Genomic DNA, 15969 nt, shown 5'->3' with positions numbered 1-15969 from the left:
TCATTTGGGTAACATATCTTTGATAAAAGCAAGTCTTCCGAAGCCACCTTTAATTTCTTGACCAGCAATTTGAGCCAGTGGTAATTCTTTCCCCTCAAGCATGCTTTTAACAGCTTCGGCCACAGCTGGAATTGTAAAAAGAATTCCGAAACCAATTAGTTCTCCGACCGCATTTCCCCAACGCCCGCCGATGCCAAAAACCCACCAATTAATAACCGTTGGTACTTGACTAGTAGAATAAAATACATTCTCTGCACAGCCCCATCCTCCCTCTGGAGCCTTGCCAAGTCCACAAGTATCGGGTCCGCTCTTGAAAACGGCAGCAATTAATAACATGGCCATAGTAACCGGGAAAACCGCCGCATTAGCCAAAAGACCCCTGAGCCATTTAACCAAAGTATCATTATTACCGGGGATGGCTCCGGCTAGAAGTTGTATTGGAGCAAAAATCACACTTAAGACAACTGAAACATATGGACCGAGAAGGGCAAAAAAAATCTTAAACATCACAAAAAAGCCCAGGATAGCGAAAATAACCTTAAAAGTTAACCAACCAATGACGGCCATAGCAGAACTTCCTATATTTTTTGCAGTAAACCAATCTCCTCCAATTCTATTGGCAATACCTTCGCTGCTAGCCAGGGGCCGGACCAAAGAAAAAATATCAGCCTGGTAAAGTTGGTTCATGATTCCTTCTGTTGAACTAAATTCTGGATGGGCAGTAATATCTGGTCTGGGAATAGCGATTAAACCGGAACGCGCGAAAACGTTACCTATTAATCGACTGCTTAGTGTAGTTAAATCAATGATAAGCCCGGCCAAGGCGTAACTGAAAGTGACTAATAGTAAAGCGATAACAATTCTCGGTAGTGATTCTTGAATTGTAACGACGGTTCGAGGATCAATTTTTTTCCGAAACATAATCATAAAACCGACGACCACAAAAATAATGACAAATCCTAAATAAGCAAGATCTCTGAAAGCTTTCCATATTTTTAAAACCGGTGAAAAGGCATTAAAGCCAAGTCCTTGAGCATAGGCAGGTTTAGCTATTCCCAGATTTTGACCTAAGCTAGCCAGATATTCCACAGATGAAGCCGGTTGAGCCACAAACAAACCAGAGGAAAGGCTGGCGATAATCTCGATAGCTCCGCCTTTATTGGCATATATTGAACCATTGGGTCCTTGGCCGATTACGGTTGGGACACCTTCAGTTGAGGCAGCAATATTGTTTAGAATATTGCTCCAGGCAAAAAGCCAGAACTGTTCGCCATTAGGACCGTCACTTTGGATATTTTGGCTCCAATTCTCTGGAGGCTGTGCATACCAAGTGGTATTGGCAGCTAAAACGCTTTTTATAGGAAAGAAAATTAAAAACAGAAATAAGAAGAAAATGAGTTTTTTCATCTGCATCCATTATGGGGGAAAAGATAAATAAATGTCAAGACTAGATAAGTATTAAGTATCCAGTATTAAGTATTAAGAATTATTTTTTTAAATATTTTATGAGTGAATTGATAAGTTTGCTTACTATAATTGTCTGTTGAGCAATTTCAGAAAATTCTTCTTTCCCTAGATAGCCGAGGTCTTTACTAATTAATAATTGATTTTGAAGTTCGGTATTTGAACCGAGTGCCATATAAAAAAACTGAATTTTTTCTTTTTTGCCCTGACGAGAAAATCCTTCTGCAATGTTACTGGTAATAGAAACGACGCATCTTCTTATTTGATCAATAATGGCGAATGATTCATTTTTAGGGAATTTTTGTGTGATTTTATAAATTATTAAGACTAATTTATGTCCTTCTTTCCAGGCAATTAAATCAGTAAAACTTTTTATTTTTGTGTCTTGCATAATCTCCGCAAACTTAATACCTAATACTTTATACCATTATTTGCGTGTCAGTTTCCGCCGGGGATAGTGAAGTTCAGAAGACTATCTTTGAGGCCGGTAAAATTAGCAATCAGACTTAAGATAAGGAAAGCGGCAACCATCAAGACCAACCCTAAAATCGCATAAGTCAGGGTATTTTTCGCCGATTCCTGAGCTTTAGGATCACCTCCGGAAGTTAAATATTTTAACCCGCCAGCCAAAAGCATGAGAAAAACCGCCAGACCCGCTAAAGCTAAAGCCACAGAAACAATATTTTGAAAGACACATTCGAGTCCCTGAATAGTCGCCACTTCATTAGTAGCACAACGTGCTGACCACGATGCAGGAGTGGCTTCTGCCGCAAAAACAGAAGGAACAAACATAAAATTAATAGGCTTTGGGAAGAGTGATGTTAAAAATGTCGATGCCAAAGAAAGTTCCCATTAATTTGGCAATCGCCCAAGATGCAACCACAATTCCTAAACCGACAAAAGCTGCCGTAATTCTGTTTCTGGCTGATTCCATCCCGGCCTTGTCGCCGCCTGAGGAAATCCACTCAACCCCTCCCCAAACCAGATAAATAAAAGCCAATAAACCGGCGATCAAGATAGCAACTCCAACGATACCGCCAATCAAAGATCCAATAGTTATCCTTCCTACTCCTGCTGTATCTGGAATCGTAATGTCGGCAGCGATAACAGGAGCTACCTGCGTTAATAATAAACCTAAACTTAAACCGATTTTAGCTAATTTGCGCATATTCACCTCCTTACTTGATTTAATTAATTTTAATTGATTAAGTTATAGCTTGTCAAATAGTAAAATATTTATAATTTGTCTTATTATTTACAAGCGGTAAGGCACTGATTCTGTTCAAGGGCAGATTTAGAGCCAGCTAAACAATTTTTTCTACAATTCTCTTTACTGGTTTTCGTTTCGGAAACCCGATCGCCGGATAAACTTGGGATGGGCAAGTTTGGAAAATTCAGGCCGAAAAAATCAGAGGTCAGCGTCATAATCGCCCAAGCCGCCACCACAATCCCCAGGCCAATTAAAGCGTTGGTAATTCTGTTCCTGGCTCCCTCTATCGCCGCCTTGTCACCGGCGGAAGAAATCCACTCAACTCCTCCCCAGACCAGATAAATTAAAACCATAATGCCGGCAATAATAATAAAAAGACCGATAAAATTACCGATTAAAGTGCCGATTTCAAACTCCGGTAAAACAGGATTGGTAATCATCTTTTATTTAAATCTGATTGATTCGATAAAGCTGGCCGGATTTAAAAGGTCAAAGCCTAAGAAGACGCCGATAATTTTAATAATGGCGACCGCCGCGACCACGATCACAAGACCGATAAAACTGTTGGTCAATTTTTGCTGCGCTTGTTGCAGCATATTTTTGTCGCCGCCGGCAGAGAGCCATTGAATGCCTGCGGTTATAAACTGAAAAATAAAAAAAAGACTGGCGCCAACGGTTAAAAATCCGACGATCGCCGAAAAAACATTGCCAAAACCTTTACCAAGACTATCGATATCCCAAAGACGGGAAAGGGGGCCCAGGCCGCCACCTGACCCGAGATGGCCTCCTGGATTGATTGGTTGACTTTGAGCTGGTAATGTCATTTTTAATATCTCTTTAGGGAGTTGCCGCGGGAGGCGGTGTTCCCGGTCCCCATATTTCAGGATATAAAATAGCCGTTGGGCTCCCAAAAATTAAGTAGCCGAAAATGGCGGCCAGTAAAAAGGATCCGACGATAATAACCAAGCCGATAATGGATTGCCAAATTTTGCTCCAAGCCTTTTCGATTTGCTTCGGGTCGCCGGCGGCACCCATAAACTGAAAGCCGGCCGTGATTAAATTAACCAGAGCAAAAAGACCGGCAATGACAAAAACCAAACGAAGAATATTGTTCAAAAAAGGAACAAAACCGAGGGACCATGTCCCGTACTGGACCAGAGGTGGATTAACTTCGCCAAAAATTGATGCCATATTATTATTTTATATTCCTGGTTTAAAAATAGCTATACCGGTAATATATTCAATAATCTGAATAATCCAATAAGCCGTAAAAATTAATAAAAAACCGATCAGGGCGGCGGTCATGGCCGTTTTACTTTGGCTAATTTCTTTCTCATCGCCCGCGCCTGCACTCATTATATATTTTAATCCAGCCACAATCAAGAAGACAAAAACCAAAACGCCGGCCAAAACAAAGACATTTTTCGTTAAGACGTTAACCAAATCGCCAAAGGTCGGAAAAGTCTTGGCCGGTGAAAAAAAATCGGCAATCACAACAAACATAAACCTAGTGTAAGAGATTTTTTCTGGAGTGTCAAATTGTGTTATAAGTCCGCCGCTTCGCGCGCTCCTTTTTCCTTACCTCAATTCACCCTCGTTGTAAACTCGGGAATCTTGAGGTGTGGAATAACTTCATGGTATAATCTTTAGTCATGGCTAATCCTTTTCCCCCGGGAACAAAACTTCCCAATCATTTGGCGATTATTCCCGACGGCAACCGGCGCTGGGCGAAAATTCATCATCTTCCTTCCTTTGTCGGTCACCAAAAGGGTTTCCAAGTACTTTTACAAATGGCGAAACAGGCAAGAAAGTGGGGAATTCACACGGTTACTTTTTGGGGTTTTTCCACGGAAAACTGGCAAAGAAGCAAAGAAGAGGTTAAATATTTAATGGAGTTAGAAGAGGCAACGATCAAGAAATATTTACCGGAATTTCAAAAAGACAAGGTCAGAATTATTCATTTGGGCAGAAAAGACCGAATTCCCTTAAGTTTTCAAAAAACCCTGGAAAAAGCGGAAAAGGAAACCGTTTTAAATCAAAAACATGTTTTAAATATAGCCGTGGATTACGGCGGCCGGGACGAGTTATTGCGCGCAATAACTCGAATTAAAAATTTAAAATTTAAAATTAAAAATTTAAACGAGGAGAAATTTTCCGAGTTTCTCGATACCAGAGATCAGCCGTATCCCAATCCTGATCTTTTGGTGAGAACTTCCGGAGAAATGCGGACCTCGGGTCTTTTGCCTTGGCAAATGGCTTATACGGAATTTGTTTTTATTAAAAAATATTTACCGGATTGTTCAATCGAGGATTTAAAACAGGCGATTTTGGAATACAGTCACCGGCAGCGAAGATTCGGAGGAAATTAAATTAGAAAACATATGGATGAGAAAAAATTAATTGCGGAAGTTATTAAGGGAAACAAAAGAGCGGCTAAAATCTTTTACCAAAAATATGCCCCCGCTCTTTTTCTTTTGATTAAGGGTAAGATTGACAAAAGAGAAGATGCCGAGGAGATCTTGCAGGATACTTTTCTTTCGATTTTTGACTCGTTATCTTTTTTTGATTTTCGCTCCTCCATTTTAACCTGGGCTAAAAGTATTACGCTTCACGAGGTGGCGGATTTTTATCGCAAAAGAAAAATTAAAAGCCTAATTTTTTCCCATCTGCCTTTCTTGGAAAAATTAGCCAGTCAGGCCTTAGGACCGGAGATGTCTTTTCAGCAAAAAGAAGTTAAGGAGGAAATCGAAAAGGTCTTTGCGCGTCTTTCCGAAGGATATCGGGAAATTTTACGACTAAAGTATATTGAAGGTCTTTCTATGGCGAAAATCGCTAATCTACGGCAAATTTCCGTGAAAGCGGTTGAATCGAGACTTTCTCGGGCCAGATTGGCTTTTCAGAAAGAATGGCAAAAGACCGAAAAAAGTCCTATTTCCGTTTCTTCGGCCTCTTTTTTATCAAAGAAGGTTATCTAACCTGCCGCAATCTTTTGGGAATTTTGCTTCATCCCTTTAAAACCATGACGGTTCTGGAACGAGAAAAAGACCCTTTACAGATTCTTCTTATTTTCGGTTTACCATTTTATTTTTGGCTGGGAGGAATTTTCGGGATTTTGGTCGCCAGGGTCTTGACCGGCGCGCCTCTTTTAAGATTTGGCAATATTGCCATCATCGGTTTTTTTCTGGTTAGTTTTTTGGCCGGCGTCATCTTTGCCTATTTATTTTTCTGGTTTTATCTTTGGTTGAGGAGGAAAAATGTCTGATTTAAGGAAGGTCAAAACCGTTGAGGAAAGAAGAGAAACCCTAGAAAAAGAATTAAAAATTTCTTTAAAAAATATCGGTTGTTATTCTTTGGACGATAAGTTGATTAGCACGCGAAACTGTGAACAGATGATTGGTGTCATCCAATTACCTTTGGGCGTAGCCGGACCTTTAAAGATTGGTAAGGATTATTATTATTTACCCCTGGCTACGACCGAGGGAGCTTTGGTTGCTTCCGTTAATCGTGGTTGTAAAGCGATTGGCTTGGTTGGTGGGGCTAATGTTTTTTTGGAAAAAATCGGGACGACGCGCGGTCCTGTTTTTAAGACCGATTCGTTAGCTTTTTCTTTTAAACTGGCCAATTGGTTAACGGAAAATCTTGACAAGCTTAAAACTTTGGCGCAAAAGACCTCCAACCATTTAGACTTGACTAAAGTCGAAACCCAGGTGGTTGGTAAAAACGTTTTTGCCAGATTTTATTTCAATACCGAAGAAGCCATGGGGATGAACATGGCAACAATCGCCACCCAGGCCTTTATTCCCCTAATCGAAGCCAAAACCCAAAGCCGGTGTTTAAGTTTAAGCGGCAATTTTTGTGTTGATAAAAAACAGGCCTGGCGCAATTTTCTTTTTGGCCGTGGCCGAAAAGTCTGGGCTGAAGTGCAAATTACCGAAAAAGTTCTTAAAGAAGTTCTCAAAACCAAGGCTCAAAAAATCTTTGAGGTTTGGTTAAATAAGTGTTTAATCGGTTCGGCTCTTTCCGGTTCGATGGCTTTTAACGCTCACTTTGCCAATATTATTGCCGCCGTTTTTGCCGCTACCGGCCAAGACCTTGCCCATATCACCGAGGGGAGTTTGGGTTTAACCACGGCGGAAATTGTTGACCAGGATTTATATTTTTCCGTTTATTTACCCGATTTAATGATCGGGACCGTCGGCGGCGGGACTAATTTAGCGACGCAAAAAGAAGGTTTAGGGATTATTTTTGGCCAAGAAAAACCCAAGACGGATATTTTGGCCAAAGTGATGGCCGGCGCGGTTTTAGCCGGAGAATTGTCGCTTTTAGCCAGTTTAGCCGAAGGCAGTTTAGCTGGGGCCCATTTAAAGCTGGCAAGAGGAGGACACAGTGCTTAAAAATGTCGGCATTGTCGGTTTTGGTAGTTACGTCCCTCAAAACAGAATTAAGGTTGCGGAAATCGCTAAGGTCTGGGGGAAAAACGCCCAGGACATGGAAAGATCTTTGGGTGTTAGGGAAAAAGCGGTGGTCGGACCTGACGAGGACGCGGTGACGATGGCTGTGGAAGCGGCGAAAAACGCCCTCATGATAAGTGGCAAAGAAGCCTCAGAGATTGAAGCGGTCTATGTTGGTTCGGAGTCTCACCCGTATGCCGTTAATCCCAGCGCCACCATCGTCGGCGAAGCCCTAGGTGTCGGCCATAATTATCTGGCGGCGGATTTAGAATTTGCCTGTAAAGCCGCCACTTCTGGTTTGGAAAATCTCGCCGGACTTTTAGAAGCAGGGCTTATAAGATATGGCTTAGTCATCGGCAGTGATTCTTCACAAGCCAAGCCCCACGATATTTTAGAATATACCGCCGGCGCCGGGGCGGCCGCTTTTGTCTTAGGGAGAAACAAAGAAAATTTTTTGGTTGAAGTTTTAGACTTTCTTTCTTATTCGTCAGACACGCCGGATTTTTGGCGTCGTGACGGTATTCCTTATCCTTCACATCAGGGTAGATTTACCGGCGAGCCGGCCTATTTTGCCCACGTGCAGGAAGCCAGTCAAAAATTATTACAAAAAACCCAACTCAAACCTAAGGATTTTGCCTCTTGTATTTTTCATATGCCCAACGGTAAATTCCCCGTGGACATAGCCAAAAGGCTCGGTTTTACCCAAGAACAGCTTGAGCCGAGCTTAACGGTTAAAGAGATTGGCAATCCGTATTCAGCTTCAGCTCTTTTGGGTTTGTGCCGGGTTTTAGAAACGGCCCAACCCAACCGGCTTCTTTTTCTGACCTCGTATGGTTCAGGCGCCGGTGCAGACAGTTTTATTTTGAAAACAACCAAACTTTTGCCATTAAGAAGAAAATTAGCGCCGGGATTAAGTAGTTTTTTGCAAAAGAAAAAAGACATAACCTATACAGAATATTTGAAATACACAAGAAAAATATGAAAGTAGCTGTTTTAGGTACGGGAACAACAAAATTTGGGGAACTTTGGGAAGTGTCACCCCGAACCTTAGTCCGGGAAGCCGTGAATGAGGCTTTAATTGATGCGCAACTCGACATGAAGGAAATCGAAGCCGTCTATATCGGCAATATGCTCTCCGGTATTTTGGGCGGGCAGGAAAATTTGGGGGCTCTTTTTGCCGAAGAGTTGGGCGTTTCGGTTGCGGCTTTTAAAATTGAGGGAGCTTGTGCCTCCGGAGGATTGGCGGTTCATAGTGCGGTTAACGGGATTTTGGCGAAAACCTATAAAACCGTTTTGGTGGTCGGTGTGGAAAAGATGACCGATCATAATCCGGCCGAGGTGGCGCAAGCTTTAATGGCCGCCGGTCATGATGAAGAAAGAGCTTCGGGAATAACCTTTCCCGGTTTATACGCGATTTTGGCCAAAGCTTACATGGAAAAATATCAGGCGACCGAAAAAGAGCTGGCCGCGGTTGCGGTTAAAAACCATTACCATGCTTCTTTCAACTTAAAAGCCCAATTTCCATTTGAAATTACTTTGGAACAGGTCTTAGCCAGTTCCTCAATTGCCGAACCTCTAAAATTGCTTGATTGTTCGCCTGTTTCTGACGGAGCTTCGGCCATTATTTTAAGTCAAGAACGGCCAGGGAAAAGACACAAACCTCTGGCTTATATTACGGCTTCGGCGGTGGCGACTGACAGTTTGGGTTTAGCCGGGCGCAAAAGTTTAACGAGTCTGGGTGCGGTCGTTAGCGCCGCGCAAAAAGCCTATCAAATAGCCAAGATTAATCCAGAAAAAATAGACGTGGCCGAGGTTCATGACTGTTTTACAATTGCGGAAATTCTCGCTTGTGAGGATTTGGGAATTTTTAAAAGGGGTCAGGCCGCTAAAAAGATTGCTCTGGGCAAAACGAAATTAGGTCAAGGAAAACCGGTTATTAATCCTTCCGGCGGACTTAAGGCCTGTGGTCATCCGGTCGGCGCCACCGGCGTTAAGCAAGTGGCGGAAATTGCCAATCAATTAGCCGGCAAAGCCGGGTCAAGACAGGTTAAAAAGGCAAAAATCGGCTTAACTCATAATGTTGGCGGTTCGGGAGCGGTTGCCGTTATTCATCTTTTGGAGAGTTTATGATTTCACCAGTTAAAGTTTGGCGTCATCAAAAAAAGATCACCAGTCTTTTAGGCAAAGAAGCCAAAATTATTTCTTGGACGGTCATTAAAGTGCCGCCCTTGGGTTTTGAAGAAGTAACGCCTTACCCGGTGGCCTTGGTGGAATTAGAAAATAAGGAAAGATTTGTAGCCCAACTGGTGAATTGGCAGGAAAAAGATTTGCGCGTTGGCCAAAAAGTTAAAGCCGTCTATCGTCGGATGCACAAACCCGACAGTGAAGGTGTTATTCCTTACGGTATCAAATTTACTCCCATTTAAAATCTTTTTATGCAAAAAATTAAGATATCTTGCCCCGGCAAAATCATTTTAATGGGGGAACACGCCGTTGTTTACGGCCGGCCGGCGCTGGTCGCGGCCGTGGATAAAAGAATGACGGCAACAATACAAACAGACGGCAACACAACCGTCTCGAAGATAAGATCGGAAATTCCTTTAGGGATCGGAATGGGATCATCGGCCGCGCTTTCGGTTATCCAGGCGGCTTCTAAATTTGCCCTGAGTGGGGAAACCAATTTAAATCAAAATTTATTAGCAAAAATCAATAAGTTAGCCATAGATTATGAAAAAAGTTATCATGTTAATTCTTCGGGAGTTGATCCGACCATTTGTACTTACGGTGGCGTCTTATGGTACAAGAAAACCAAAAAAGGCAAAATCTTTAAAAAACTTAAATTAAAGAGACTTCCCAGATTTATTTTGATCAATACCGGAAAACCGATAGAAACGACCGGAGAGATGGTCGAAATGGTTAGAAAAAGACGGATCAAAGAAAAAAGCAAAATTGAGGGGATATTTAATGTCATTGAGAAACAAACTAAATTATTTCTCTTGGCTATCGAAAAGAAAGATGACCAATTGTTAAAAAATAGCATTCAAAATTGCGAGAGCTGTCTTGAGGATCTGGGGATAGTCAGTTTATATGTAAAAAACATTGTCGGTGAAATTGAAAAAATCGGGGGAGCGGCCAAGATTTGTGGCGGCGGCGGCAGGAAAAAGGAAACAGGTCTTCTTCTTTGTTATCATCAAAACCCCGACGAGATATTAAAATTAGGTCATGATTTAGGACTGGAAGCTTTTAAAGTTAAATTTGGCGTCAAAGGTCTGACAATCGTATGAAAAAAATCACTATTTCCGCACCGGGAAAATTAATGCTTTTTGGCGAACATGCGGTGGTTTACAACAGACCCTGTTTGGTAACGGCGGTTAATCAGCGCTTAAACCTAGAGACGGAGATAATTAAAGACCAAATTTTACTCCTTGAAGCTCCGGATGTTCAAATACAAGAATACCAAAAAGAGCTTAAGGATTTGGGAAAAGGGGACATTCCTAAGGCCGCCAGGTTTGTCGAAATGGCCGTTAAGAACTTTTTGACGGAATATCAACTTCCCGCTGGTTTAAAAATCAAAACCCGGGCTGAATTTTCTGCCCAATTTGGTTTTGGGTCTTCGTCGGCTTTAACCGTTTGTGTTCTAAAGTGTTTGTCAGAGATTGCCAAGATTAAATTAACCAATAAAGAAATCTTTGATCTTTCTTACAAAACGGTTTTGGATATTCAAGGCAAAGGATCGGGCTTTGATGTCGCGGCCGCCATTTACGGGGGAACGATTTATTTTTGGACAGGCGGAAAAATTATTGAGCCGATTAATATTGATTCGATACCGCTGGTTGTTGGTTATAGCGGAATAAAAGCCGATACGGTTACTTTGATAAATCAGGTCAAAGAAAAAGCCGACAAAAACCCCGAATTAGTCGAGGGAATTTATAACCGGATCGAAGAGATTGTCAATCAGGCCAAGGAAAAAATTCTAAAAAAAGAATGGGATAAAGTCGGTGATTTAATGAACAAAAATCACCATTTATTAAAGCAACTGGGAGTCAGTATTGATAAACTTGACAAGATGTGTCAAGCGGCTCTTGATGTCGGAGCTTACGGAGCGAAATTATCCGGAGCCGGCGGTGGCGATTGTATGATTGCTTTGGTTTCTGAAGAGAAAAGAAAATTAGTAGAAAGGGCCATAACTAAGGCAGGCGGAGAAGTTTTGTCGGTTAAAGCCAATACTGAAGGAATAAAAATTGAAGTATAAAGTATTAAGTATTATGTATTAAGTCTATGATGAAAGTTACAGCGATTGCCCCGTCAAATATCGCCTTTATTAAATATTGGGGTAAAAAAGATGAGGTTTTGCGTTTGCCGGAAAACGGCAGCATATCAATGAATTTAAGCAACTTACAAACAAAAACAACCGTGGAATTTAGTCCTCAATATAAAAAAGACGAAATTATAATTAATAATCAACAAGAAAAAGAAGAAGCGATTCGGGTTATCGAGCATCTTGATCGCGTCAGAAAATTAGCCGGTTTAAATGACCGGGCCAAAGTTGTTTCCGAAAATAATTTTCCGAAAGGAACAGGCCTATCTTCCTCTGCTTCCGGTTTTGCCGCCCTAACCCTGGCGGCTTCTTTCGCCGCGGGACTTAATTTGTCAAAAAAAGAACTTTCCATTTTAGCCAGACAGGGTTCCGGTTCTGCTTGTCGTTCTATCCCTGATGGTTTTGTAGAGTGGCTGGACGGGGAAAAGAGCGAAAGTTCTTACGCTCTTTCTTTGTTTCCGCCGGACTATTGGGCAATTAGCGATGTCGTTGCCATTGTGAGTGAGGGGCCAAAAGATGTTTCGACCACCGAAGGACAAAAACTGGTGGCGACAAGTCCGTTTTTCCAAACCAGATTAGCCGGTATAAAAACCAAGTTAGAACTGGCCAAAGAACTTATCAAAGAAAAAAAATTCTCTCAATTTGGGGAATTAATTGAGGCTGAAGCTTTAGAACTGCACGCGATTATGTTAACTTCCCGGCCGTCGTTAATCTATTGGACACCGGGAACTTTAAAATTAATGAAACTTGTCAAAGACTGGCGCCGCGAAGGACTTTTGGTTTATTTTACGATTAATACGGGCCAGGATGTCCATCTTCTTTGTGAACAAAAAAATCTTAAAGCCTTGGAAGAGAAATTAAAGCAAGTGAAAGAAGTCAGAAATATTATCGTCAATTTTCCCGCCAGAGGAGCCAGTTTAGTCGAAGACCACTTATTTTAAAAAATGGTGATGCCGAACATGTAGCCGAAAATTTGCACGATCCAATAAGCGACCACTAAAATCACAAAACCCACGATGGCGTTTGTTACTTTGCTTTTAGCCTGTTCTGTTGCCTTAGGATCCCCGCCGGAGGTCAAGTAACTAAAGCCACCCATGACCAAATAAGCAAACAGCAAAAGCCCGGCCAGAGGGAAAAGATATTTTAAAAATTCAGAGATAATTAAACCCAGACTGGAAGTTTTTATATCAACAAACGGACCCCCATTTTTGAAGATGGCCTTATTAAAATTGTCAAAATCTATCTGTGCTAAATATTTCATAAATTCTAAATCATAATAACTAAATTCTAAACAAATTACAAACTATAAACTTATAACCCACATTATTTTTTTGAAAACTACTTAGATTTTTCTAAGATTGCACCAAAAATTTTCATCAGTTCGTTAACCTCTCTTATTAAAGCTTCTTTTTCTTCAATCTCTGTTTCGTTTGGTTGGCTAAGGATTAACCAATAACGGCTTTCTTTTGCTTCTTTCTTGGAAATTTTAGCTCTCATGATAAAATCTTTTTTACTCAAGGATTCGTTTGCTTCAATGTAATTAGCTCCAACAGAGCAAGCCGACCTTATAAGTTGTTTGCCAATCTCAAGATTGGTAATTGTCTTTGTAAGCTTATTTACGTAATTAAATATTCTTTGGGAAAACTTTAAGGTTCTTTCTTCAAGATCGTAGTGGTTTTGTTTAAAATTTACGGATTGGAGCATTAAAATTTGTTTAGGATTTCGAATTTAGAGTTTAGAATTTTACTTTTGGAATCCTGGTATTTTTAAAATATCCACGCCGATTATTTTCAATAATAGCACAGAAAAGACAATCATCAAAAGTCCGGCGATGGCCGAAACAATAATTTCTTTGCCGTTGTTCAGTTTTTCCGGATCGCCGGTTGAAGTTAAAATCTGAAACCCGCCGTAAAGAATTAAAAGAAAAACAATGCCGCCGGCAATACCGATGACCGCTCCCAAAAGCCAAGAAACAAAACCTTGAGGATCGGTAGAAATACAACCTAAGGCGGTATAAGCGCCGGGTTTACCAGCAGTAGCCGGATCATTACCCTTAAGACAATCATTGCATTTCTGATATTCCGAAGAAGTGATTGCTCCTGCTCCCGCGCAAGGATCATTAGGAGGAGGAGATGAAGTAAGTGTGTTTTTACACTTCTTTTGACATTCAGTTAAAGAGACACCATTGGGATCGGCCACACATTTTGCTTGTGCCGTTCCGCATCCAGAGCCTTTGAATTTGCCACTGGAATTAACAACTTGCGTGGTTTTTGGAAGCGGTGGGGCAAAACATCCCTTTAATGTTTGCCCATTACTATTTTTTACCCACACACTCCAGCCATAAAAGCCTTCGGGATAAGGGCCGACACTAAAGATTAAACTGGTAGAATTTGCGGTTTGATCAATATTGGCATAAGGACTACCGTCTTTAAAAACTTCTAAATTATAAATTGAATCAAGAGTAGTGGGCGTTACGGTTATAGTGATAATTTGTGCGGTTGTTACCTGTCCCGGGAAACTGAAAGAACAGTTTTCGGCATAAGCGGAGCCTGAACTTAAAATTAAAAAAACCAAGCCAATCAATACTCCCAAAACTCTCTTCATTACCTTCAGGATAGCTGATGGCTGGAGAAATTTCAAGAGAGAGAAGATTTGATATAATGAGCAAAGCGAATTAATCAAAGAAATCAAATAATTTGCTCATTTATCTTTGATATAATGAGGAGATTAGATGAAAAAAACCTTCCTTTCATTTTTAAGCTTAATTTTTTTGATTTTTACTTTTAATTTTCTTTTTAAGCATCCCCCTTTCGTTCTTGCCGAGGATTGTGTTTCAACCTGTACCAATCTTTTGGATTGCCAAACGAAAATGGAGAGTTGCCAACACGCGTGGGACTTAATGGAGCAAGCGATCAAGCCTCACGAAGAGGATTTACGGAAAATGGAAACCGATATTGCTAATTTTCAAAAAAGAATTAAACAAATTGAGGGAGAGCTATTTATTAAGGAAAAAGAAATCAAAAAAGGGGATGAGAATTTGGCGGCCCAGGAAGAAGTATTAGCCAAAAGAGTCCGCCACTTTTATATTCGAAGCTATTATGATAACCCCCTGGTTTTAATTTTTTCAAAAGGAAGCGCCGCGTCTTTTTTAAGAGAACTGGCTTATCAGCGGGCGGTAACCAATGAAGATAAGAAAAAAATCACGGAAATTGTCCTTTATCTTAAAGATTTAGAAACTAAAAAACAACAACTCGAGACGGAAAAAACCGGTTTAGCCTCAATTAAAGCCGAAACCGATAAAAGAGCCGAATCGGTGCGCAAACTTTTAAAAGAAGCCACTTCTTATCAGCAAAAACTGGAAGGCTCGATTTCCTCTTTACAGACAGCGATTTTGGCCGTTAAGAGCGGCGGTTTTACCGCCTCGGTCGGTGACAGCGAGCTGGCCGACGATTATAACGCTTCCATCAAGGGTTTTCGCGAAAGTGCGCCCTCGGGTTCTTTTGCCGTTTTTTCCTTCGGAGCTTATACCCATCGTAAAGGCATGAGCCAGTATGGTGCCAGAGGCAGAGCAGGGCAGGGCAAAAATTACCGCGAAATCCTAAGGGCTTATTACGGTAAAGAACCGGTTAATAAAGATACCGGAGGAAACATCAGTGTTTCTGGATACGGCTCAATGGAGTTTGAAACGACTTATCTTTACGGGATTGCGGAAATGCCTTCAACTTGGGGCACGGATGCTTTGAAAGCGCAAGCCGTGGCGGCCAGAAGCTTTGCTTTAAGGTACAAACAAAATGGCACGACCATTTGTGCTGACGAAGGCTGTCAGGTTTTTAATAAAGGCAAATCAAACAACCCTCCGTCTTCCTGGAAACAGGCGGTTGATGAGACCCGCGGCCAAGTCTTAGAAGACGTCGTGACTTATTATTCCTCAACCACCGGCGGGTTTATAACGACCATGGGTTGGGATACGACTGACGGATCGGGCGGCTCTAATTTTTTTGACAAATCATACGAGAAGTTAAGCGGTTCGCCCTGGGCCTATAAAGCTTGGTATACCAAGGGTTATGATGTTAACAGTGATAAATGCGGTCGCTCTAATCCCTGGTTAACCGCCTCTGATTTGGCTGATATTGTCAACGCCGCCTTAGTTTTAAAAAATACCAATGACGATCGGATTACGCCGACAACCACTTCCTGCTGGGGAGGGAATCCTTACAACCAAGACGAACTAAGAAATGTCGCTCGTCAATACGGAGGCATAAATTCTGTTGACAGTGTGTCGGTTATTCAGGGCGACGGCACGACCAATGAAGTGGTCATCAACGGGAGTATTCGTTTAAGCGGCGCTGATTTTAAAAAAGGGTTTAATTTGCGGGCTCCCGGATATTTGAAGATTCCTCAATCGGGTTTTTCATTTTTTAATATCGAGAAAAAATAGTATAATAAAAAGAAAATTCTAAATAACAAATCCTAAATTCTAAACAAATCGCAAATTACAATTCTCAAAATTCAAAATATTTAGGATT

General features: G+C 41.3%; 22 protein-coding genes. 11 read left to right on the top strand and 11 right to left on the bottom strand.

Annotation, left to right across the window (positions count from 1 at the left end; translation table 11 throughout):
- The 8 genes from M1575_03800 to M1575_03765 form a co-directional block, all read right to left on the bottom strand.
- Nucleotides 1-1407, bottom strand: a complete 1407-nt coding sequence (locus M1575_03800) for a hypothetical protein (GenBank protein MCL5095816.1) — start codon at nucleotides 1405-1407, stop codon at nucleotides 1-3.
- Nucleotides 1408-1486: 79 nt separating this feature from the next.
- A complete protein-coding gene (locus M1575_03795) occupies nucleotides 1487-1855 on the bottom strand; it encodes a four helix bundle protein (protein ID MCL5095815.1) in 369 nt (122 codons plus the stop codon).
- A 47-nt stretch (nucleotides 1856-1902) separates the two neighbouring features.
- Nucleotides 1903-2256 carry a pilin gene (locus M1575_03790; protein ID MCL5095814.1) on the bottom strand — a complete coding sequence of 118 codons (354 nt, stop codon included), beginning with the start codon at nucleotides 2254-2256 and terminating at the stop codon, nucleotides 1903-1905.
- A 4-nt stretch (nucleotides 2257-2260) separates the two neighbouring features.
- Nucleotides 2261-2632 carry a hypothetical protein gene (locus tag M1575_03785; GenBank protein MCL5095813.1) on the bottom strand — a complete coding sequence of 124 codons (372 nt, stop codon included), beginning with the start codon at nucleotides 2630-2632 and terminating at the stop codon, nucleotides 2261-2263.
- 83 nt (nucleotides 2633-2715) lie between these two features.
- A complete protein-coding gene (locus M1575_03780) occupies nucleotides 2716-3114 on the bottom strand; it encodes a pilin (protein ID MCL5095812.1) in 399 nt (132 codons plus the stop codon).
- A gap of 3 nt (nucleotides 3115-3117) precedes the next feature.
- Nucleotides 3118-3498 carry a hypothetical protein gene (locus M1575_03775; protein MCL5095811.1) on the bottom strand — a complete coding sequence of 127 codons (381 nt, stop codon included), beginning with the start codon at nucleotides 3496-3498 and terminating at the stop codon, nucleotides 3118-3120.
- A gap of 13 nt (nucleotides 3499-3511) precedes the next feature.
- Entirely contained in the window at nucleotides 3512-3865 is a 354-nt protein-coding gene (locus tag M1575_03770) for a hypothetical protein (protein MCL5095810.1), read from the bottom strand.
- Between the two features lie 9 nt (nucleotides 3866-3874).
- Nucleotides 3875-4177, bottom strand: a complete 303-nt coding sequence (locus M1575_03765; protein ID MCL5095809.1) for a hypothetical protein — start codon at nucleotides 4175-4177, stop codon at nucleotides 3875-3877.
- 149 nt (nucleotides 4178-4326) lie between these two features.
- Here M1575_03765 and uppS point away from each other — a divergent pair, with 149 nt between their 5' ends.
- The 10 genes from uppS to mvaD are packed head-to-tail and all read left to right on the top strand — an operon-like array spanning nucleotide 4327 to nucleotide 12384.
- Nucleotides 4327-5043, top strand: coding sequence for a polyprenyl diphosphate synthase (uppS, locus tag M1575_03760; protein MCL5095808.1), 717 nt, complete (start codon nucleotides 4327-4329; stop codon nucleotides 5041-5043).
- A 12-nt stretch (nucleotides 5044-5055) separates the two neighbouring features.
- Complete coding sequence (locus tag M1575_03755; GenBank protein ID MCL5095807.1) at nucleotides 5056-5649, top strand: sigma-70 family RNA polymerase sigma factor; 594 nt, start codon at nucleotides 5056-5058, stop codon at nucleotides 5647-5649.
- On the top strand, nucleotides 5580-5936 hold the full coding sequence (locus M1575_03750) for a hypothetical protein (protein ID MCL5095806.1): 357 nt from the start codon (nucleotides 5580-5582) through the stop codon (nucleotides 5934-5936). Before M1575_03755 ends, M1575_03750 begins: the two co-directional genes overlap by 70 nt.
- The gene (locus tag M1575_03745) at nucleotides 5929-7068 is read left to right on the top strand and encodes a hydroxymethylglutaryl-CoA reductase (GenBank protein ID MCL5095805.1); all 1140 of its coding nucleotides are present in this window, start codon (nucleotides 5929-5931) and stop codon (nucleotides 7066-7068) included. The genes M1575_03750 and M1575_03745 overlap by 8 nt, the downstream gene beginning before the upstream one ends.
- Entirely contained in the window at nucleotides 7061-8107 is a 1047-nt protein-coding gene (locus M1575_03740; GenBank protein MCL5095804.1) for a hydroxymethylglutaryl-CoA synthase, read from the top strand. Before M1575_03745 ends, M1575_03740 begins: the two co-directional genes overlap by 8 nt.
- Nucleotides 8104-9255, top strand: coding sequence for a thiolase domain-containing protein (locus M1575_03735; protein MCL5095803.1), 1152 nt, complete (start codon nucleotides 8104-8106; stop codon nucleotides 9253-9255). Before M1575_03740 ends, M1575_03735 begins: the two co-directional genes overlap by 4 nt.
- Complete coding sequence (locus M1575_03730) at nucleotides 9252-9551, top strand: OB-fold domain-containing protein (GenBank protein ID MCL5095802.1); 300 nt, start codon at nucleotides 9252-9254, stop codon at nucleotides 9549-9551. The genes M1575_03735 and M1575_03730 overlap by 4 nt, the downstream gene beginning before the upstream one ends.
- A 9-nt stretch (nucleotides 9552-9560) precedes the next feature.
- Nucleotides 9561-10409, top strand: a complete 849-nt coding sequence (locus M1575_03725; GenBank protein MCL5095801.1) for a hypothetical protein — start codon at nucleotides 9561-9563, stop codon at nucleotides 10407-10409.
- Nucleotides 10406-11377: a mevalonate kinase gene (gene mvk, locus M1575_03720; GenBank protein ID MCL5095800.1), complete on the top strand. Its 972-nt coding sequence runs from the start codon at nucleotides 10406-10408 to the stop codon at nucleotides 11375-11377. Before M1575_03725 ends, mvk begins: the two co-directional genes overlap by 4 nt.
- Nucleotides 11378-11403: 26 nt before the next feature.
- A complete protein-coding gene (gene mvaD / locus M1575_03715; GenBank protein MCL5095799.1) occupies nucleotides 11404-12384 on the top strand; it encodes a diphosphomevalonate decarboxylase in 981 nt (326 codons plus the stop codon).
- Here mvaD and M1575_03710 read toward each other — a convergent pair.
- The 3 genes from M1575_03710 to M1575_03700 all read right to left on the bottom strand — a co-directional run bounded on the left by M1575_03710 (nucleotide 12381) and on the right by M1575_03700 (nucleotide 14047).
- Nucleotides 12381-12704: a pilin gene (locus tag M1575_03710; protein ID MCL5095798.1), complete on the bottom strand. Its 324-nt coding sequence runs from the start codon at nucleotides 12702-12704 to the stop codon at nucleotides 12381-12383. The two genes, mvaD and M1575_03710, sit on opposite strands and share 4 nt — an antisense overlap.
- Before the next feature lie 77 nt (nucleotides 12705-12781).
- Nucleotides 12782-13147 carry a four helix bundle protein gene (locus M1575_03705; GenBank protein ID MCL5095797.1) on the bottom strand — a complete coding sequence of 122 codons (366 nt, stop codon included), beginning with the start codon at nucleotides 13145-13147 and terminating at the stop codon, nucleotides 12782-12784.
- 39 nt (nucleotides 13148-13186) lie between these two features.
- Nucleotides 13187-14047 (bottom strand): pilin, encoded by an 861-nt coding sequence (locus tag M1575_03700; GenBank protein MCL5095796.1) that lies wholly within the window; start codon nucleotides 14045-14047, stop codon nucleotides 13187-13189.
- Between the two features lie 127 nt (nucleotides 14048-14174).
- Here M1575_03700 and M1575_03695 point away from each other — a divergent pair, with 127 nt between their 5' ends.
- Nucleotides 14175-15881, top strand: a complete 1707-nt coding sequence (locus tag M1575_03695; GenBank protein ID MCL5095795.1) for a hypothetical protein — start codon at nucleotides 14175-14177, stop codon at nucleotides 15879-15881.
- Nucleotides 15882-15969 lie beyond the last annotated feature (88 nt).

Source organism: Patescibacteria group bacterium (assembly GCA_023473585.1).
GTDB lineage: Bacteria > Patescibacteriota > Microgenomatia > JAMCYU01 > JAMCYU01 > JAMCYU01.
The sequence above is the reverse complement of the archived record's forward strand: the minus strand, read 5'-3'. Positions and strand labels throughout refer to the sequence as shown.